This is a genomic window from Streptomyces sp. NPDC001634 (genome assembly GCF_040298185.1).
GTDB lineage: Bacteria > Actinomycetota > Actinomycetes > Streptomycetales > Streptomycetaceae > Streptomyces.
In genome coordinates this window covers 1-19568 of the sequence record NZ_JBEOZU010000105.1, presented here as the reverse complement: position 1 = coordinate 19568, position 19568 = coordinate 1, and the positions used below count along the sequence as shown (strand labels likewise).

Annotated in this window: 14 protein-coding genes, 1 tRNA gene and 2 pseudogenes; 6 read left to right on the top strand and 11 right to left on the bottom strand. The window is 70.4% G+C overall.

Annotated features, from left to right (window positions below):
- Window positions 1–42: 42 nt before the first annotated feature.
- A pseudogene (locus tag ABT186_RS41225) lies at window positions 43–268 on the top strand (GNAT family N-acetyltransferase); the annotation flags it as partial.
- A gap of 100 nt (window positions 269–368) precedes the next feature.
- Here ABT186_RS41225 and ABT186_RS41220 read toward each other — a convergent pair.
- The 7 genes from ABT186_RS41220 to ABT186_RS41190 all read right to left on the bottom strand — a co-directional run bounded on the left by ABT186_RS41220 (window position 369) and on the right by ABT186_RS41190 (window position 7199).
- A complete protein-coding gene (locus tag ABT186_RS41220) occupies window positions 369–1106 on the bottom strand; it encodes a hypothetical protein (protein ID WP_351929481.1) in 738 nt (245 codons plus the stop codon).
- Between the two features lie 74 nt (window positions 1107–1180).
- Window positions 1181–1636, bottom strand: a complete 456-nt coding sequence (locus tag ABT186_RS41215; protein ID WP_351929479.1) for a hypothetical protein — start codon at window positions 1634–1636, stop codon at window positions 1181–1183.
- Between the two features lie 44 nt (window positions 1637–1680).
- Window positions 1681–2145, bottom strand: a complete 465-nt coding sequence (locus tag ABT186_RS41210) for a hypothetical protein (RefSeq protein ID WP_351929477.1) — start codon at window positions 2143–2145, stop codon at window positions 1681–1683.
- A gap of 183 nt (window positions 2146–2328) precedes the next feature.
- On the bottom strand, window positions 2329–4950 hold the full coding sequence (locus ABT186_RS41205) for a tetratricopeptide repeat protein (RefSeq protein ID WP_351929475.1): 2622 nt from the start codon (window positions 4948–4950) through the stop codon (window positions 2329–2331).
- 140 nt (window positions 4951–5090) lie between these two features.
- Window positions 5091–5522, bottom strand: a complete 432-nt coding sequence (locus ABT186_RS41200; protein ID WP_351231028.1) for a DUF5959 family protein — start codon at window positions 5520–5522, stop codon at window positions 5091–5093.
- A 72-nt stretch (window positions 5523–5594) separates the two neighbouring features.
- Window positions 5595–5828 (bottom strand): hypothetical protein, encoded by a 234-nt coding sequence (locus ABT186_RS41195; RefSeq protein WP_351231026.1) that lies wholly within the window; start codon window positions 5826–5828, stop codon window positions 5595–5597.
- A gap of 486 nt (window positions 5829–6314) precedes the next feature.
- Window positions 6315–7199 (bottom strand): SDR family oxidoreductase, encoded by an 885-nt coding sequence (locus ABT186_RS41190; RefSeq protein WP_351237831.1) that lies wholly within the window; start codon window positions 7197–7199, stop codon window positions 6315–6317.
- A gap of 113 nt (window positions 7200–7312) precedes the next feature.
- On the opposite strand from ABT186_RS41190, the gene ABT186_RS41185 reads away from it, so the two are divergent.
- From ABT186_RS41185 to ABT186_RS41175, 3 genes and pseudogenes are all read left to right on the top strand, one after another.
- Window positions 7313–7885: a TetR/AcrR family transcriptional regulator gene (locus ABT186_RS41185; protein ID WP_351237833.1), complete on the top strand. Its 573-nt coding sequence runs from the start codon at window positions 7313–7315 to the stop codon at window positions 7883–7885.
- Between the two features lie 417 nt (window positions 7886–8302).
- Window positions 8303–9661, top strand: a complete 1359-nt coding sequence (gene selA, locus ABT186_RS41180; RefSeq protein ID WP_351929473.1) for an L-seryl-tRNA(Sec) selenium transferase — start codon at window positions 8303–8305, stop codon at window positions 9659–9661.
- 5 nt (window positions 9662–9666) lie between these two features.
- Window positions 9667–11415, top strand: a pseudogene (locus tag ABT186_RS41175) (SelB domain-containing protein); the annotation flags it as partial.
- 35 nt (window positions 11416–11450) lie between these two features.
- On the opposite strand, the gene ABT186_RS41170 reads toward ABT186_RS41175, so the two are convergent.
- A tRNA-Sec gene (locus ABT186_RS41170) sits at window positions 11451–11543 on the bottom strand.
- 34 nt (window positions 11544–11577) lie between these two features.
- Between ABT186_RS41170 and selD the strand changes: the two genes are divergently transcribed.
- Window positions 11578–12603, top strand: a complete 1026-nt coding sequence (gene selD / locus ABT186_RS41165) for a selenide, water dikinase SelD (protein ID WP_351237338.1) — start codon at window positions 11578–11580, stop codon at window positions 12601–12603.
- Between the two features lie 13 nt (window positions 12604–12616).
- On the opposite strand, the gene fdh is transcribed toward selD, so the two are convergent.
- The 3 genes from fdh to ABT186_RS41150 form a co-directional block, all read right to left on the bottom strand.
- On the bottom strand, window positions 12617–15880 hold the full coding sequence (gene fdh / locus ABT186_RS41160) for a formate dehydrogenase (protein WP_351237336.1): 3264 nt from the start codon (window positions 15878–15880) through the stop codon (window positions 12617–12619).
- Window positions 15881–16516: 636 nt separating this feature from the next.
- The gene (nrfD, locus tag ABT186_RS41155) at window positions 16517–17536 is read right to left on the bottom strand and encodes an NrfD/PsrC family molybdoenzyme membrane anchor subunit (protein WP_351929471.1); all 1020 of its coding nucleotides are present in this window, start codon (window positions 17534–17536) and stop codon (window positions 16517–16519) included.
- 25 nt (window positions 17537–17561) lie between these two features.
- Window positions 17562–18521: a 4Fe-4S dicluster domain-containing protein gene (locus ABT186_RS41150; RefSeq protein WP_351237889.1), complete on the bottom strand. Its 960-nt coding sequence runs from the start codon at window positions 18519–18521 to the stop codon at window positions 17562–17564.
- Window positions 18522–18885: 364 nt separating this feature from the next.
- Here ABT186_RS41150 and ABT186_RS41145 point away from each other — a divergent pair, with 364 nt between their 5' ends.
- Window positions 18886–19188: a DUF3761 domain-containing protein gene (locus ABT186_RS41145; protein WP_351237888.1), complete on the top strand. Its 303-nt coding sequence runs from the start codon at window positions 18886–18888 to the stop codon at window positions 19186–19188.
- The last annotated feature ends 380 nt before the right edge of the window (window positions 19189–19568 follow it).

Sequence of the window (19568 nt, the reverse complement as noted above, 5' to 3'; positions counted from 1 at the left end):
CTTTCACGAGGTGGTCCGTCCGATAGGTGATCAGATGACTGGGCGCCCGCGTTCGTGGTCCGCGAGCATGGCCAGGTGGTTGCTGCTGCGGGATATCGGGCCTGGCCGAGGCGGACGGCCCATATCGGCGTACTGACGGCGCCAGAAGGGCGCGGGCGAGGACTGGCACGGGTGACGGGCTCAGCGGCGGTCGCTCATGCTTTCGCCGCCGGGCTGCTGCCGCAGTGGCGCGCGCCCTCCCGCCTCCCGACGTGTTGCAGCCGCATTGAGATGTTTTCATCCGGATTCTCAGTTCACGGGGCTGGTGTGGGCCCGCGGTGACGTGCTCACGCCGGTCAGGGGCGTGATCTTCCGCGGGAGATCGTCTGTCACCTGTGGACTTCGGTGTTCGCCAGGACGAGCAGGGCCCGCAGGAGGGTGGTCGCGTGCCGGGCGTTCATGCGGACCTTGGTGAGAGGGCGCCAGGACTTCAGGTTCGCGAAGCCGTGCTCGACGGCGGCGCGTTCGCGGTTGAGCAGGCGGTTCGCTTCCTTCTCGGAGTCGGTGAGGCGGTGGTTGCGGGTGGCCTTGCGGCCGCTGATGATCACCGGGTCGTCGGGGTCCTCGTCCAGGCCGACGAAGCCGAGGTCGGCCTTCGCCGGCGTCGTGTCCCGGCCCAGCGCGATCGCGACGTCCTTGGCCATCACCGGCCCACCCGCACCGGCCACGATCTCCATGATCCGCCGGTACTCAGGGGGCAGGACCTCCGCCCCCATGCCCTCGGCCCGGTCCGGCACCAGCCGCATTCCGCCCGCACCCGGCCCGGCCACCACCCACTTCGGCTCCGGCTCCGGATCCGGCGACACGATGCCCGACGGCCGCCGCCCACCGTCGGTCGCCTCGGCCCACTGCCCGAACACCACCTCGGCGACCTCCAGCCGGGCCACCTCCGCCTCGATCCCCGCCAGTTCCTTGCGCAGCAGCTCGGCGCGATCCCGCAGCTGCATCCGCCGCTCGACCGTCCACGTCAGCACGTCCACGATGAAGATCCCTCCCGCGCAGAAGCTACGCAGCAAGCCGAGGTCCGCACCCGGGAAGCGCAGAAGACGCCCTTGACGGACGATCACGTGTATCGATCTCCACCCTGCCCAGCACGAGGACCCCACCGAGACGGCACACCAGCCCCGCCGACCAGCAGAAATCAGGATGGCGGGTCTTCATTGGTGTCGAGGACGTTCAGGTCGTGCAGGCGGGCGTCGATGTTGAGGGTGTGGCGGGAGGTGGTCAGGACGGCGGTCATCCCGTCGGTGGGCAACAGCGGAGTTACCTGGTCGGTACTGGAAGCGTTGTCTACGACCACCAGGATCCGTCGACCCTTGTGGGCGAGGGCAGCCGGCACACTGCGGTACAGCCGCTGCAGGTCCTGCAGGCCGTCGGGGAGGTGTTCGCCGGAAATGCCCAGAGCGCGCAGAAACCCGTCCAGAACGCGTTCGGGGGAGAGCTGGCGTTCGGGGTCGTAACCGAGCAGGTCGATGAACAGTACTCCGCCCGGGAACGAGTTCGGTTCGCACAGGGCGCGTGCGGCGACCTGGACGACCAGCTCGGTCTTGCCGACACCAGCCCGAGCCGCCACCGCTATCCGTGACGGCTGCGGCACCGCCTGCTGCTCCTTGCGGGGGGCCAGTGCGTGAAGCAGCTCCTCTACGTGTGCGTCGCGTCCGGTGAACGTGGCAGAGGGAGTGGGGAGACCGGAGAGCGCTGGCGTGACCTTTGAGGGCAGCACCACGGTGATGTCGCGGCCCTGCAGTACCGGCCATGCTGGGTGCCGCCGCTGATCGTGTTGTGGACCTCACCGTCGCCGGTACGTACGAGCTTCGCCTGCTCGTGCCACTGCTGCAGGTCGGTAGAGAACTCTGCATCCACCGCGGCCCGCACCGCCAAAGCGGTGCTCAGCGCCTGCGCACGCGCTGCATCCCCTGGCGCCTCCTGAAGCCTGACCAGCTCCGTCTCCCCGGAACTGACGGCTGGAGTCTGTACGGATTCATCCTGGCCACGCGTGAACGGGCGGCGCACCAGCGTGGTCAGGCCCACCCAGGCCTGCCGGCCGAGCTCACCGCCGGCGCCCCCTGCCGGCGCCGCGAGCAACGCCACCGAAGTCGGATCCATGCTGTACCACCTTCGGTATCTCGTGCTTCACCAGGAGTGGACACGCTACGAGAGGCCGGGTTGCGCAGGGCGCCGATGCGACAATTGTGTCCCGGGCCCGACAGCGTCCCCAGACAGATCGGGCGCGTTCTTCGGGAGCGGATTTGCGAACCGCTGCAAGCGTCAGTGCAACGGTGTTGGTGACTATGGCGTCCATGGGGCGGATACGCTGCCATCGGGCTCTATGCCGTAACGGAGTAGTTGTTGCCATCTGGGGTCGTTTCGGCTTCTCCTTCGCGCGAGACGGCTGAGGATGCGTGCGTCGCCCTCGTTCGTGGCTTGTCGCGCGAGGTCTTCGGCCAGGTGCGTGTCTCCATTTGATTCGTAGAGCTGGGCGAGAGTGTGTCGGGCTTCTCGGTCGCCGGCGTTGACGGCGAGCTTCAGGGCCTTCTTTGCGCCTTCGTTGTCGCCGGAGTCGCGCAGCAGGCGGCCGAGTTCTCGCTGAGACCGTTTGTCGCCTGCTTCCGCAGCGAGGTGGTAGAGGCGCTTCTCGGCTGCGATGTCCCCGTTCTTGCGGCGTCGTTCGGCCAGCTTCCTCAAGGGGGCGGGGTCGCCTTTGGCGGCTGCTTGAAGTGCAAGCCGTTCTGCTTCGCTTGTGTCACCGGCTTCGTCCCTCGCCGTGATGAGCCGCCTCAGAGCTCGGTCGCCGGCCAATCGGTGCAGGCGCTCAGCTTCGGGCTCGTCGCCCAAACGCTCTCGCATGAGAGCCATGTTGAGCAGTGCTGTTCCTTCGGCTGCGTGCCGCATGCTCTCGGCGATCCGCTTGCGGGTAGCGGACGGGATGTTTCCGCGAAGATAGGGGAGAAGGAAGGTGGCTGACTTCTCCGCACCGATCCTGTACAGCTGTTCGGCTTCCTGGAGATCGCCTGCCTCTTCTCGTATCCTCGCCAGTTCCTCGTATGGGCTGTCGCCGACCATGCTTGTGGCGCCGGACTGGATGGCCTGCCGGTACAGCTGTTCGGCTGCTTTGACATTTCCGGCCAAACGGTGTGCACGGGCGACGCGGCTGAGGGCCCCCGAAGAACCCATGCGTGCTGCTTCTGTGGCGAGGCGTTCAGCTTCGGTGAGATCGCCTGCACGGAGGCGACGTTGCGCGAGTTGCGCCACTTCTTTCCCGCCGGCGAGGCGGAGAAGACGCTCTTCCTCCGTGGCCGGGAAGTCCGGGTTCCGGCTGCGGCTGCGGGCGAGGCTGACCAGGGCTTTCTGCTCTCCCCTTTGGCCGGCTTGAACAGCGAGACGCTCAGCCTCTTTGTGCTGCCCTGCCGCTTCGCGTATGTGGGAGAGGGCTACGAGGGCGGCGGTGTTGCCCGCGTCGGCGGCGGCTGAGTAGAAGCGTGCGGCTTCCTCGTGGTCGGCCGCCCGCGCTCGTTCCTCGGCCAGTCGCACCATTGCTCCTGCGTGTCCGGCTGCGGCTGCCTGCTGGAATAGCTGCTGGGCTGTCGCTTTCTCGCCCACCCGGTCCAGCAGCTGTGCTGCAGCGGCGAGCCCCTGAACTTGGCCAACGGCGGCGGCCTTGGTGTAGAGGGCGGAAGCGAGGCGTAGTCGCCAGCGTTCCTCGGCGGCTCTGCCAAGAGCGAGAAGATCATCGGAGGCTGAGAGGTGGTTCAGTGCGGCGTTCCAGAACCCCTGGGGTGGGCAGAGGCTGCGGCGCTGACTCTGGCCGGTCTGGTCAAGGTAGTCGGCAAGCCGGTAGCGCAACGGATCAGGATCCGTCTGCCCAGGTCGGGACCGCATACGGGTAAGAGCACCGCGGGCGCCGCGTGTCGGAGCGGCCAGGTACGCCAGGGACTCCTCGAGCCAGTTCTCGCTGACGTTGTCGAACTGTTGGTCTGTCAGGTATCCGATGGCGGCTTCTTCCAGGAACGGCAGCGGGAGACCTTCAGAGTGTCCGAGCCGTCGCGCGTCCATTGCGGCATGGATGACGGCTTTTGCTCCGGGGCTGGCGGTGCGGTAGCGCTCCAACAGTGCAGGGACGCCGGCAAGGTACTGGGTGATCTCGCCGTGCTGGGCATTCCGAAGAGCCTTCTGCAGCCGTGGGTCGGCGTCGGCTGCGGCGTTGAGTTCGTCGAGGTCGTTCCCGTCAAAGGTGTCGGGCACAGCGATGCCGGTGCCGGTAAGCAGGGCCCTGGCCTGCGCGTGTGGGTCAGCCGGGTTTCCGGTGTCCGGAGGGGTTGTCAGGGTCGACCAGTACTCGGGCCAGAGTGTTCCCAGGATCAGTACCGGTGCGCGGTCGGGGTCACGAAGCAACTCCCGAAGTGCTGACGCGACTCGCTCCCCAGTGTCGCTGCCCGGAGTCAGCAGGTAGTGCTGAGCCTCGTTCAGCCACACCACCGTGCGTGGCTGAACGGACCCGATGCCATCCAGGAGCGCTCCCGGGCGCGTTGGCTGAATGGGATGCCACAATCTCCACTCGTCGGGAAGCTGGTGCACCGCCTCCCAGCACGCCCTCGTCTTACCGCAGGCAGATCCTCCCACCAGCACCGCGGCCGTGCTTGATCCCTCAGCGGCCTGTTCAACGACCGCGTACAGTTCGCTGTCGTGGCTGCGGGCAACGTAGAGCGGCAGGTCCGTGCCATCGGTACCACGGGGAATGTCGATGGCGGGGTGCACCTCGAACGCAATGGCGTCTCGCAGTTGATGAATCAGCTGGCCGGAGGGGACATCCGAGGGGTGGCCGTCGGCACCAAGGGCTATCGAAGAGAAGTCGCGCCCCATGATGACTGGGCCGTTGAACGTGCCCCCAAAGATCAGGTTCTTTTGCCCCACGGTCCCCGGCTCCCGTCCTCGTGAAGTTCCGTTGTACGGCTGATCGTTGCGTGAATTCTCTCTGCTACCGCAGGCCATCGCCGGCTCCACTACGAGCAATAGTCAAGATCTGTGGATCAAGCCATGGCGTTGGCCATGGTTCAGTCTTCGGTCATGGGCCAGGTTTCCCATACCAAGTCAAGGCGTCGGTATGCATCGTTGAACCAGGCATCGACCAGTGGGACGATGACCGTCACCGTCGTCAGGGACATTGAGTGGTCCTTGATCGTGACCTGGCACCGGTCATCGTCCTCGTCGAGTTCGATGAACAGCCACGGACTGCGTTGCCCCTCGCGCCAGGCGATGTCCTGTCCCGCGTCGAGCGCGTCCAGGGCCTGCTGCCACTGCCGCAGGTCCTCGGGGAAGATCCAGGTCTTGAGGGTGCCACGGACGAAGGGCGTATCGACAAGGAACTCTCCGACCAGGGCATCGGGCTCGGTGGGACGCTTCCGCTCCTCATTCCCCGCGATCCGGAGAATGATGCTATTGCCCTCCCCCTCCAGGTGGATCAGGTCGATCGGATCCTCAGCCATGACTGCCCCTCCGGACTCGTGCATGTTGCCGACACTAATCGCCGGCACGGACACGGGATCGGTTGAGGTGTGTCAGGCCGCGTGAGCTTCGGGGCGTTCGACGAGGTGTCCTCGTTCGAAGCGGGCTCCGGCGTGGACGAGGGCGATCATCTTGTGGATATAGAACTCTCCGCCTTGCCAGCGCAGGTTCTGGTGCATGTCGGCGAACAGCAGCCGGGCGCCCCCCAGGGCGCGCCGGCGGGCGCGGTAGGTCATGTCGGCTTCCAGAACCAGTCGCTTCTGCGGCCACAGTGGCTCGATGGCCACCTCCCAGTACTGCCGCAGATGGCGTCGCGGAGGGCTTCGGGAAGAGGGTCGGGTGCGTGCGCAAGCAGCAGGTCGTGGCGGACCCGAGCGCAGGACGCCTCGCGGCGGTCCGGCCCGGAGTCACCAGCCATGACTCCGGGCCGGACCGTCTTGTCCGCAACGCTCAGCCGATAGGCAGGACACGCAGGTGGAGCTGCACTGACCGGGCCCGGACCGGATGTCCTCGCACCGGTAACCGGCCCGGGTCAGGGCTCCTGCAGGCGAGCCGGTTGCCGCCGGAGTAGCGCAGGGTTGGCCTCTCGGATAGCCGGAGTACCCGGACCGGTCCCCGTGCTGTCGTGGTGGGGGAGACCGGACGGAGATGTCCGGGCTGGACGGTCGAGGCGCCGGTGTACAGCCGCGCGGAAGTCCGGGAACCGCCCCGGCCCGGAGGCTGGCCTGCCAGGACTTGTCCGGGCGATCATGTGCTGGTGGGGCGGGCCGGCGTCAGCTGGTGGTGAAGTAGTGGCCGTCTTCCAGGTCGGCGATCAGACCGGGGTGGACCGGCTGCCAGTCCAGCAGCTGCCTGGTGTCCGCGTTGGGCATCGTGATGTCGAGCGTGATGAACGGGAAGCCCTTGAAGTGGTCCGCAGCCCGCTCGGCGGGGATGCTTACGGTCGGGACGTTCAGGTGGCGGCCTATGGTCTCGGCGATCTCGCGTACCGGGATGCCCTCCTCGGCCGCGGCGTACAGCTGGGATCCGACGGGGGCGTTCTCCAACGCGAGCCGGAAGAGGCGGCCGACGTCCAGGGTGTGCCCGGCGGCCCAGTGGTTGGTGCCGTCGCCGACGTAGGCCGACCTGCCCGAGTCGCGGGCGATCCTGATCAGCCTGGGGATGAAGCCATGCCGGTCCCGCGCGCTGTGGGTGACCGGCGGGACCGCGACCAGCATGGCCCGCACGCCGTGCTCGGTGAACCCGGCGATCGCGCGCGCGACGGCGGAGCGGGGGTTGGCGTCGATCGCCGCGTCGCGTTTCGCGTCGCCGGTGCGGGTCAGGCCGACACCGATGAGGGTCTTGTCCGTGCCGGCCAGCGCGTCGCCGAGGGTCCGAGCCACGGCGAGGTCGTCAGTGGCCGCAGCGGCGAAGTCCCGGGGGGACAGGGCGTCATGGTCGAACGCCAGGTGGATGACCGCGTCTGCGCCGGACGCGGCCCGGCGCAGACCGTCCAGGTCGGCGGTGTCGCCGCGGCGCACCTCGGCGCCCATGGCCTTGACGGCGGCGGCCGAGGTGTCGGACCGTGCCAGGCCGATGACCTCGTGTCCGGCCTGGATCAGTTCGGGTACCACGGCCGATCCGATGTGCCCGCCGGCGCCGGTGACGAATACACGCATGAACAGCTCTCCTGGGATTCAGCGCCCCGCCCGGACGGAGCGAAGTGATGTGACTTGGTACCGTCACCCTAATCCAAGTGACGGTACCAAGTAACGTCACTTATGCTTTCCGCATGGCCCGATGGGAACCGAACGCGCGGGAACGGCTGGTGCGCGCCGCACTCGACCTGTTCACCGAACAGGGCTACGACGCCACCACCGTCAACGAGATCGCCGACCGGGCCGGCCTGACCAAGACCACCTTCTTCCGGCACTTTCCCGACAAGCGGGAAGTGCTCTTCGCCGGCCAGGAGGTGCATGCCCGGCTCCTCGCCGACGCGATCACCCAAGCGGCCGGCCCTGCCACGCCGCTGCAAGCGGTCGGCGCGGCCCTCGACGCCCTCACGGCCACCTTCACGGACGAACGCCGCGAGTTCGCCGCCAGGCTCCGCTGGGTCACCGCCGGCAACAGCGAGCTGCAGGAGCGCGCCGCCTTCAAGCGCGGCCAACTGACCACGGCCATAACAGATGCACTTCACAAGCGCGGCGTATCGGAACCGACCGCGGGTCTCGCCGCAGAAATCGGCATCCGCGCCTTCTACCACGCCTTCGACCAATGGGCCGATCCGGCCAACCAACAGACGCTTACCGAACTCGCACGCCACACACTCGACGAACTCCGAGCCGCGACAGCCGCGCTCGACTAGCCCGACTCTGTCGGGGATCTTGATAGTCGAGGTCAACTGCCGAGGGTTCGCCAGGACTTCGACCGGGGGATGCCCTGCTGGTCCAGGAAGGTCTGGAAGGTGGTCGGCGGCCGTGGTGAGGGCCTTTCCTCGGTCGATGGCAGGCTGCTGAGCCACTCGATGTTCACGGCGCTGGCCGTGAAGACATGTTGCAGGTGGGCCTTCGGCTGGCCTTGGTAGCGGGAGTGACCATGCCGTGTCCGTGTTGCTGCGCGTGAGAAATCCGCCGACACGAGCAATCAGCCCGATGTGGCGCGGACCGCTTGCTTCGGCGTGTCGAACGGCGGCTGAGGGGCATTGGGAGACGATGGGCACCCTCGGACAGCCGGAGGCGGGCGGAGAGGCAGGGGCCGCATGGAGCCGCAGGTTACATCGGAGATGGCGGGTGACAGGAAGGCCGGCGCCCCCGTGCCCGACCCCGAACGGGCCTCCGGGACCCCGCACGACGACGTGCGGCGGCGGATTCCGCACACCGACGCCCTCCTGCGTGATCCGCGCCTGACCGAGGCAGCGGGCCTGCTGGGCGCGCCCGCGGTGAAGGCCGCGGTCCGGGAGGCACAGGAGCGGGCGCGCGCCGGCCGCATCCCGCCGGAACGGATCGGCGATGCGGCTGTCGCGCTCCTGCCGGACACGGCGAGCGGACTGCGCGCGGTCATCAACGCCACCGGGGTCCTGCTGCACACCAACCTCGGCCGGGCCCCGCTGTCGGCGGCCGCCCGGCGAGCCGTCCAGGAGGCCGCGGGATCCACCGACGTGGAACTGGACCTGCAAAGCGGCGTACGGGCCCGCCGCGGGCGGACGGCACTGGGAGCGCTGCGCGAGCGCGTGCCGTCCGCCGGTGCCGCGCACCTCGTCAACAACGGTGCCGCCGCGCTGGCACTGGCCGCCACCGCGCTCGCGGCCGGCAAGGAGATCGTCATCAGCCGGGGGGAGATGGTGGAGATCGGGGACGGTTTCCGGCTGCCGGATCTCCTGGTGTCCACCGGGGCCCGGCTCCGTGAGGTCGGCACCACCAACCGCACCACCGCCGCCGACTACGCCGCGGCGGTCGGTCCCGACACGGGATTCGTGCTGAAGGTGCATCCCTCCAACTTCCGCATCACCGGCTTCACCCGCGCCGCCGACGTCGGCGAACTCGCTACGCTGGGCGTTCCGGTGATCGTCGACATCGGCTCCGGGCTGCTCGCCCCCCATCCGATGCTGCCCCAGGAACCGGACGCCGAGACACAGCTGCGGGCCGGCGCCTCGCTCGTCACCGCGAGCGGCGACAAGCTGCTCGGCGGGCCCCAGTGCGGGCTCGTCCTGGGCGAGGAGAACCTCGTCCGCGCCGTGTCGCGTCATCCGCTGGCACGCGCCCTGCGCGTGGACAAACTGACGCTGGCCGCCCTGGAGGCCACACTCACCGGACCGCCCACCCCGACCGCCGCGGCGCTGGCCGCCGACCCCGCCGCCCTCGTGGCCCGCGCCGACCGGCTCGCCTCCGATCTGAGCGCGCACGGCGTCGACGTACGGTCCGTCGAGAGCGCCGCGACCGTGGGCGGAGGCGGCGCGCCCGGGGTGATCCTGCTCAGTGCGGCCCTGTCCCTGCCGGAGTCGTTCGCCGCAGCGCTGCGTACCGGGCCCGTCCCGGTCGTCGGCCGCCTGGAGGCGGGGCGCTGTCTGCTCGATCTGCGGGCGGTGCCGCCGGAGGACGACGAACGGCTGGCGGAGGCGGTGCGGTCGGCCGCGGGGAGGTAGGCGCCATGCGGGTGCTGGCCACCGCCGGACACGTCGACCACGGCAAGTCCGCCCTCGTCCGGGCGCTGACCGGTATGGAACCCGACCGCTTCGCGGAGGAGCGGCGCAGGGGCCTGACCCTCGATCTCGGCTTCGTGTGGACCCGGCTCCGCGACGGGGAGCACCTCGCCTTCGTGGACGTACCGGGCCACGAGAAGTTTGTTCCGACCATGCTCGCCGGGATCGGACCCGTGCCCGCCGTACTCTTCGTCGTGGCCGCCGACCAGGGCTGGCAGCCGCAGTCCGAGGAGCACTTGGCGATCCTCGACGCGCTCGGCGTACGGCACGCCGTCCTCGCGGTGACCCGAAGCGACCTGGCCGACCCCGAACCGGTCCGCGCCGACGCCCTGGAACGCATGGCCGCCACTTCCCTCGGCGCCGTGCCCTCCGTCGCGGTCAGCGCGGTGACCCGTGCCGGGCTGGACGAACTGCGGGTGGAACTCGCGCGGTTGGCCGGCACCCTGCCCGTCCCGCCCGCCGACGCGGACGTACGGCTGTGGCTGGACCGGGCCTTCACGGTGCGCGGGCACGGCACCGTGGTGACCGGCACACTCGGGGCCGGCACCCTGCGGGTGGGGGACCGCCTGGTGACGCGGGACGGGGCGGCCACGCTGCGGGTACGGGGTCTGCAGTCCCTGCACGAGGAACGCGCCGCCGTCAGCGGGGTGGCCCGCGTGGCGGTCAACGTGCACGGGCCCGCAGTTGTCGCGCTCCGGCGGGGAGAGGCGCTGCTGGCACCGGAGCGCTGGCTGCTCACCGACCTCGTCGACGTCCGGATCGTGGGCGACCCTGCAGACGACCTGCCCCGGACGGTCACCCTGCACATCGGCACCGCTGCCGTCCCGGTGACCGTCCGCCCGTTGGGCCAGGACACAGCCCGGCTGATCCTGAACCGAGGGCTGCCGCTGCGCGTCGGTGACCGTGCGGTACTGCGCGAACCGGGAGGAGGCAGCCGGCTGCCGTGCGGCGTGACGGTGCTGGATGTCCGTCCGCCGCTGCTGGCCCGTCGGGGCGCGGGGCGGGCCCGGGCCGGGCAACTGGCCGCGATGACCGGCGTTCCGGACGGCCCGGCGGAGCTGCGGCGCCGTGCGCTGATCCGGCGCCCGGAGCTGCTCGCCATGGGCGTGCCGCCCCCGGCGGCACCGGTCGCCGGAGACTGGCTCGCCGACCCGACCCACTGGACGGGCCTGCGCGAACGCCTGGCCGCCGAGGTGGACCGGTACGCGAAGGAGCACCCACTGGAGCCGGGCCTGCCCGCGGAGGCGGCCCGGCATCTGCTCGGCCTGCCCGACCGGTCGCTGGTGGACGCCTTGGCGATAGCACCCGGTGAGCCTCGACTCATCTGCCACCAGGGCCGGTTGTACGGCTCCGAAAGCCCGCGGCTGACGCTGCCGGACGCCGTCCTAGCCGCCGTCGACGCCGTTTGCCGGGAGCTGACGATGACACCGTTCCGCGCGCCGGAGGCCAGCCGCCTCACCGAACTGGGTCTCACCCGCAAGACGGTGGCCGCCGCGGTCGCGGCGGGCGCGCTGCTGCGGGTGGCCGAGGGGATCGTGCTGCTGCCCGGGGCGGACGCACGGGCCGCCGCCGTGCTCGGCAGGCTGCCCCAGCCGTTCACGCTGAGCGAGGCCCGGCGGGCCCTGGACACCACGCGCCGGGTGGCCGTGCCGCTGCTGGAGCACCTGGACGCCCAGGGGTACACGGAGCGCGTGGACGACCAGCGCCGGCGCTGCCGTACCGGCACGGGGAGCGGAGGCGGACGGGAATCGAACCCGCCTGCCCGAGATCCTCGGGCACCTCGGTTTTGAAGACCGGGAGGGCCACCAGGCACCCACACGCCTCCACCGACCGCCAGGCTACGCGAGCAGGAGACCGGCATGACCACGACCCGCCAAGCCCCCCCAAGGCTCACGCAGTTCGCCCATGGAGGCGGCTGCGCGTGCAAGATCCCTCCAGGTGAGCTGGAGGACGTGCTCGGCGCCCTCTCCGCACCCGTGCCGGTCACGGCCGACACTCCGCTCCTGGTCGGACTGGCCACCGGCGACGACGCCGCCGTCGTCGCCCTGCCCGCGCAGGGCGGCACCCCGGCGCAGGCAGTGGTGTCCACCGCCGACTTCTTCACCCCGGTCGTCGACGACCCCTACGACTGGGGACGCATCGCCGCGGCCAATGCCCTGTCCGACGTGTACGCGATGGGCGGCCGGCCCGTCCTCGCCGTCAACCTGCTGGCCTGGCCCCGCGACGTGCTGCCGTTCGACCTGGCCCGCGAGGTGCTGCGCGGCGGGCTGCACGTCGCCGCCGAGGCGGGCTGCCATGTGGGCGGCGGCCACAGCGTCGACGACCCCGAACCCAAGTACGGCATGGCCGTCACCGGACTCGCCGACCCGGCACGGCTGTTGCGCAACGACGCCGGCCGTCCCGGTATGCCGCTGTCGTTGACCAAGCCCCTCGGCCTCGGTGTCCTCAACAACCGCCACAAAGCCACCGGCGAGCGGTTCGAGCAGGCGATCGCCACGATGACCGCCCTCAACCGGGACGCCTCCGCCGCGGCCCTGGCCGCCGGTGCGAGCTGCGCCACCGACGTCACCGGCTTCGGCCTCCTCGGCCACCTGCACAAGCTGGCCCGGGCCTCGGACGTGACCGCGGTGGTCGACACCGCCGCCGTGCCGTACCTCGACGGGGCTCGGGAGGCCGTACGGGACGGATACGTCAGCGGCGGCACCCGGCGCAATCTGGACTGGGTGGCGCCCTTCACGGACTTCGGCACCACGGACGCCGGCACACGTCTGCTCCTGGCCGACGCCCAGACTTCTGGCGGGCTGCTGGTAGCCGGTGAGGTGCCGGGGGCGCCGGTGGTCGGGGAACTGGTACCGCGCGGGCCGTACTCCCTCGTGCTCCGGTGAGGGCCGGGGCGGGTCAGAGTTCCGTGCCGGTGCGCTCGGTGATGCCCGCCCGTGCCCGGTAGGCGCGCACCAGTTCCACCGCCGCCGGCCCCCGGGGACGCCTTCCGGGCCGGATGTCGACGGCGAACGCCTTCGTCTCCTGGATGTGGGTGTTGGGGTCGAGGGACAGGTGCAGCAGTTCGTTGGCGGCATCGCCCGTGCTGTAGCCGTTCGGCCCCCAATGGTAGGGAAGTCCGACCTGGTGCAGGGTCCGCCCCTGCACGGTCAGCGGCGGCATGCGGTCGGTGACCAGGACCCGCGCCTCGATGACGGCCCGCGCGCTGACGATCGTCGCCCAGCCGGTGTGCTCCAGCCCGCGTTCGGCGGCGAGTTCGGGGGAGACCTCGCAGAAGAACTCCGGTTGCAGCTCCGCGAGGTACGGCAGCCAGCGGGACATGCCACCCGCCGTGTGGTGCTCGGTGAGCCGGTAGGTGGTGGCGACGTAGGGGAACACCTCCGTGCCCGGTTCACCGGCGCTGGGCTGGTAGCGGTTGTCGGGGTGGGGCGGCGGCAGCAAATGCCGTACGGGATTGCGCTGCTGGCGGTACAGCAGGTTCGGGAACGGTGAGTCCTGCGGTTCGTAGTGCGCCGGAAGCGGACCATCGGTGAGTCCGGACGGCACGTAGAGCCATGCCTTGCCGTCGGCCTGCATGATGAAGGGGTCCGTGCCCGACAGGGCTTCGGCGCCGGTCGCGTCCGGCGGCGGCCGGTGGTCCGGGGACTTGGTGGCGGGGAAGTCGGGGACGTCGTGGCCCACCCACCGCGCCTTCTTCTCGTCCCACCACACCAACGCCTTGCGCTCGCTCCACGGCCTGCCGTCCGGGTCGGCCGAGGCGCGGTTGTACAGGATGCGGCGGTTGGCCGGCCAGGCCCATGCCCATCGGGCTGCCACCCAGTTCTGCTCCTGGCCCGGCGTGCGGCGTGCCGCCTGGTTCACGCCGTCGGCGTACACCCCGCAGTAGATCCAGCAGCCGCACGCGGTGGAGCCGTCGGCGTTGAGCTGTGCGTAGGAGGCCAGCGGGTTGCCTTCGGCGTCGTGGCCGTTGATCTCGGCGAGGACCGCCTCCGCGTCCGGTTCGGCGAGCTCGCCCTTGGTGGGGTAGTCCCAGGTCAGGTCGAGCAGTGGCCGGTCCATCGGGTCGGTGGACCCGGCGAGCTTGCGCCGGATCAGCCGCCCGAGGTGGAAGGTGAACCAGAGGTCGCTGCGGGCCTCGCCGGGCGGCTCGACGGCCTGGTGGTGCCACTGCAGCAGACGCTGGGTGTTGGTGAAGCTGCCGTCCTTCTCGGTGTGCGCGGCGGCCGGCAGGAAGAACACCTCGGTGCGGATGTCCTGCGTGCGCAGCTCTTCCGTCTCGATCTCCGGGCCGTCCTTCCACCAGGTGGCCGACTCGATCAGGGAGAAGTCCCTTACGACCAGCCAGTCCAGGTTGGCCATGCCCAGCCGCTGCAGCTTGGAGTTGGCGTTGCCGACCGCCGGGTTCTCACCCAGGAGGAAGTAGCCCTTACAGGTGCCGTCCAGTTGGGCCATGGTCGTCTCGTAGGTGGAGTGGGAGCCGGTCAGGCGCGGCAGGTAGTCGAAGCAGAAGTCGTTGTCGGCGGTCGCGGCCTCGCCCCAGTAGGCCTTGAGCAGGCTCACCAGATAGGCGCGCATGTTGCCCCAGTAGCCCTTGCGTGCGGCGTCCGCCTGGACGAAGGCGGCCAGGTCCTGGTTCTGGTGGGCGTGGGGCATCGGGATGTAGCCGGGCAGCAGGTTGAAGAGGGTGGGGATGTCCGTGGATCCCTGGATGGAAGCGTGGCCGCGCAGGGCGAGGATGCCGCCGCCCGGCCGGCCGATGTTGCCCAGCAGGCCCTGGAGTACGGCGGCCGCGCGGATGTACTGCACGCCGACCGTGTGCTGGGTCCAGCCGACCGCGTACGCGAAGGCCGTCGTCCGGTCCCGGCCCGAGTTGTCCGTGACCAGTTCGCACACCTGGCGGAAGAGATCCTGGGGCACGCCGCAGATCTGCTCGACCATCTCCGGTGTGTAGCGGGCGTAGTGCCGCTTGAGGACCTGGAAGACGCACCGGGGGTGGGCCAGCGTCTCGTCCCGCTCGGGCTCGCCCTCACCGATGTCCGCGCCGCCCGCGCCGTGGGCTTCGCCGCGCGCCGCCTCCGTCACCGAACGGCCGCCCCCGGTGCGCCTGTCGTAGTCCTGGTCGCGTGCGCCGGAGGCTGGCTGGATCTCCATTCCCTCGTACTGCCAACTGCTGTTGTCATAGCGGCGGTTGTCGGAGTCGAGGCCGGAGAAGAGGCCGTCGAGGTCCTCTGTGTCGCGGAAGTCCTCGCGCAGCACCACGGGCGCGTTGGTGTACGCCACCACATAGTCGCGGAAGTACTTCTCCCGCTTCAGGACGTAGTTGATGACCCCGCCGAGGAAGGCGATGTCCGTGCCCGCACGCAGCGGCACGTGCACGTCGGCCAGCGCGCTGGTGCGGGTGAAGCGCGGGTCGACATGGACCACCTTCGCCCCGCGGGCCTTGGCCTCCATCACCCACTGGAACCCGACCGGGTGGCACTCGGCCATGTTCGAGCCCTGGATGATGATGCAGTCGGAGTTCTGCAGGTCCTGCTGGAAGGTGGTCGCGCCGCCGCGGCCGAACGAGGTTCCCAGACTGGGAACGGTGGAGGAGTGTCAAACGCGCGCCTGGTTCTCGATCTGGATGGCGCCGAGCGCGGTGAACAACTTCTTGATGAGGTAGTTCTCTTCGTTGTCGAGCGTGGCCCCGCCCAGGCTCGCGATGCCGAGCGTACGCCGGGTGCGGGTCTCGTCGACCTCCCACTGCCATCCGGCACGCCGCGCCTCGATCACCCGATCCGCGATCATGTCCATCGCCGTGTCGAGGTCCAGGCGTTCCCACTCGGTGCCGTGCGGACGCCGGTAGAGAACGCGGTGCTCGCGTGCGTCGCCCGTGGTCAACTGAAGGCTCGCCGCGCCCTTGGGACACAGTCGGCCGCGCGAGACGGGGGAGTCGGGGTCGCCCTCGATCTGGGTGACCCGCTCGCCCTCGACGTAGACATTCTGGCCGCAGCCCACGGCGCAGTACGGGCACACCGACTTCACTACGCGGTCCGCGCTCGCGGTGCGGGGAGCCAGCCGCGCACTGCGCGCACTCTTGGCGGCGGCGCCGCGGCCCAGGGGGTCCGTCCCCGTGAGCTGGCGGTAGACCGGCCACGAGTCGATCCAGGTGCGCACGCCCATGAGTCAGACCTCCCGCCCGGTTCCTCGCGTCCGGCGACCCGGACGACCTCGGCGGCGCCCGGCCGCACCCGGTTCTTCTGCGGAAGATTCTTCCGCAGCCCAGCGACGACTGCATCCGCGAACACCAAAACCCGGCATCGCACCCGGCTGCCCCGGAGAACGCCGGCGACCCTCCTTCCGGCCCCCCGTGTCCCGGCTGCGGCGGAGTACCCACGCGGTGACCGCCGAAACGTGAGGGCCGGTGGCCGGAAGATGTGAGCAGGTGCGGGCGGGGGCCCCGGAGCGGAAAACGCCTACGCGCACCGGGCCCGCAGGCGGTGCGGGCACGCTGACCGCGAGTCGGAGTGCTGCCGGGGCCGGGGCCGGGGGAGGAGGAGGGCGAGCGTGAGCCGGGGAGTCCATGTGCACGGGTTGGCCCGCAGGCGCCGTTCAGGTGAGCTGGGTCCGTCACCTCGGAGTGCTCCGGGGCCGGGGGGCGAGCGTGAGCCAGGGAGTTCGTGAGCATGGGCTGGGCCGCAGGCGCCGTTTGGGTGAGCCGGGCCCATCACCTTGCGCGGCCGGCTTCCGGATGTCAGCGGAGGGGACGGCCGGGACCGAGCCCGGAGGCTCCCGGCACCAGCTGCCCGGCGCGGCCCGTCAGCCCGCGCGGGCTCGCAGACGCTCGCGCTGGGGTACGACGGTGTACTTCGGGTCCTCGGCGGAGGCGACTCCGGCCTGGAACACGCCGAACCGCAACGCCGCCGAGCCGGTCAGCAGGGCAGCCCCGGCCACCGCAGCCAGTCCTCGGCTGCGCCGTCGGCCCGCGACGGCTGCCAGGGCCGCCCCGCCCGCCGTGAGAATCTCCGCCGAGCGCATCAGCGCGCGCGGCCCGCCCTCCTCGAAGGGCTCGGCCACCAGGCCCATCCGCCGTTTCATCAGCCGGAAGGCGCCCAGCTCCAGAGCCGCCCCGAGCGCCGCCAGCCGACGCGCGGGCCCAGTCTGCGCGACCGGGGCCGCGACCAGCGCGAGCCCGGCCGCCGCGGTGGCGCCCGAACCGGCGAAGACGAACGGCAGCTCCCGGTATCCCTCGTGCCAGGAAGGCACCGCCGTGTCCGAGATCAGCACGGCGGTGTACGTGGTGATCGCGGGGCCGAGGAGGGCGGCGGCCCCTGTGGCGGCGGACCCGACGAGCCGGCAGCGGCCGGCGACTTCACTTGCCGCGGCGGCCATCGTCAGCGGGGCGTAGCCGGCCAGCAGCCACGACCCCACGTTCATCGGGGAGGTCGGCTTGAAGACGCGCAGCATGTTGAGGAAACGCACGGGCCGGCCCAGGTCGTGGACCAGCGCACCCAGCGACAGCGAGACGGCACCCGCCGCGCCCAGCTTCGCCGACCTGGCCAGCTCGGGTCGTCCGGAGGCGTGCCCGCCGGCAGCCAGCAGCGACGAGGCCCCGGCGAGTCCGCCGAGATACAGGTAGCCGGCGATGTCGAGGGGCGCCCAGGTCGGCCTCTTCAGAACCGGTCTGCCGTAGTACGAGGAGAACTGCGCAGCGGGCACCACGGGCTGCTCGCCGCGGCCACGGCGCCGTCGGCGGCGCCCCGCATGCGCTCCGATCGGGACGTCCCGGCCCGGCTCAGCGCACTGGGCGCCGTCGCGGGTCTCGTCCGGTCCGGTCATCGGTGCCTCCTGGCGTGGTTTCCCGTCACCGCGGCCTCCTGACGAAACTGGCGACGGCCAGCGCGGCGAGTGAGGCGGCGGCGACGGCCGCGTGCCGCCACATGTCCGGGAGATCCCGGGTGGTGACGACCGGATCAGGCGGCAGGCCGTACACCTCCGGCTCGTCCAGCAGCAGGAAGAACGCGCCGTCCCCGCCGACCCCGTCGTCCGGGCTGTCGCCGTACAGGCGCGCCTCGGGGACACCGGCCGCGTGAAGCTGCGCCACGCGGCCCGCAGCCCGTTCCCGCAGTTCGTCCAAGGGGCCGAACTGGATCGAGTCCGTCGGGCACGCCTTGGCGCAGGCCGGTTCCATGCCGGCCCCGAGCCGGTCGTAGCACAGGGTGCACTTCCAGGCGCGCCCATCGCCCCTGCGTTGGTCGATGACGCCGTAGGGGCATGCGGAGACGCAGTAGCCGCAGCCGTTGCAGATGTCCTCCTGGACGACGACAGTGCCGAACTCGGTGCGGAACAGCGACCCGGTGGGGCACACGTCGAGGCAGGCCGCGTGCGTGCAGTGCTTGCACACGTCCGAGGACATCAGCCAGCGCAGCTCGGTACGCCCACCGGCGGAGGTGCCGAGGCGGGCGGCGGCGTCGAAGACGTCGACGTCCTCGTGTCCGACACCGGACTCCTGGCCCCCCGGTCGTCTCCGCTGCTCGATGAAGGCCACATGGCGCCAGCTATCGGCGCCGAGCCCCTGGGTGTTGTCATACGACATGCCCGTCAGCTCGAGGCCGTCCTCCGGTACGGCGTTCCACTCCTTGCAGGCCACCTCGCACGCCTTGCAGCCGATGCATACGGAAGTGTCCGTGAAGAAGCCCATGCGGGGCGGCGCGTCGGGGTAACCGGCCGCACCCGCCACGTTCGGCTGAGGACCGAACAGTTGGTTGCCGCGCACCACGTCCTGCTCCGCCCGACGCACCTCGTCGGCGCCGCTGTGGGTCATGACTCGACCTCCTCGGTCAGGGCACGCTCACCGGCTCCGCGCCGCGCTGCGCGGGCCGGGACGACCGCTGCTCGTCGGACACCGCCACGCACTGCTCGCCGTCCGCCACCCACTGCGCTCGGACTTGCACCCACAGTGCTCTTGCTTCGAGCCTGGCACGGGTGCCCGTACCTCGCGCGCTCGAAACCGTCCCCGGGTGATGAGCGCGAACCCTCGGCCGTCTCGATGACGCGGTCGGGCGCCGCTGGGCCGGTATCGCCGAACGGAACGGCCGCGACGGGCGTCGGAGTTTCGTGAAGCGGCAAACGATTGATCACCGGGCTGTGTTGGTGGCCGTGGCCGCTCTGACTCTCGTCCTGACGGGATGTTCAACGTCGGGGGGTGCCCCTATGGGTTGCGTCAACCAGGTCATGGGGGCACCATGCTCACCAGACTCAGGGCCGGGCTGGCCACGCTCGCTGTCGCCGGAGCGCTGCCGGCGCCGGTCGTCACGGCCGTGCCGGCGGAGGCTGCGACGTGCGCACACCATACGACAGGTGCCTGTCGCGCGAACAGCTCGCACCCGCGTGCTGCGACGGCGAAGTGCTGGGATGGCACGTATTCGTATGCGGCGCATTTTCGAGGTGTGTGTTCGCATCACCGTAGGGTGCGGTACTGGTACCGGTGACCTGGTGACCGTATGACGAACGCCCTCCCGCTGACTGGCTGGGAGGGCATTCGTGTTGTAGCAGGCCTCCCGTCGACAGCAGCACGAGCGGCGGGCAGCGGTCTCCCGGTTGCCATCCCCTCCGACAGTTGTCTCCTGCGTGCCGGGAAACGTTCCGCGGGTGAGGATGGGGTCATTGCTGAGCGTCGTGTGATCGTGGCCCCGCCGGGTGAGTGTGGTGGCCGGCGCGAGCGCCGCTATCACTGGTGTTGGCGGTCACGGTATTACCGGGATTCTTGCATACATCCCCGGCGTTCAGGCCGGGGATGTATGCATCTCAAGGCTGTTCTGACGTGCACTTTAGAGCGGACGTTTTTGCTGCTCGATGTACTGGCGGACGA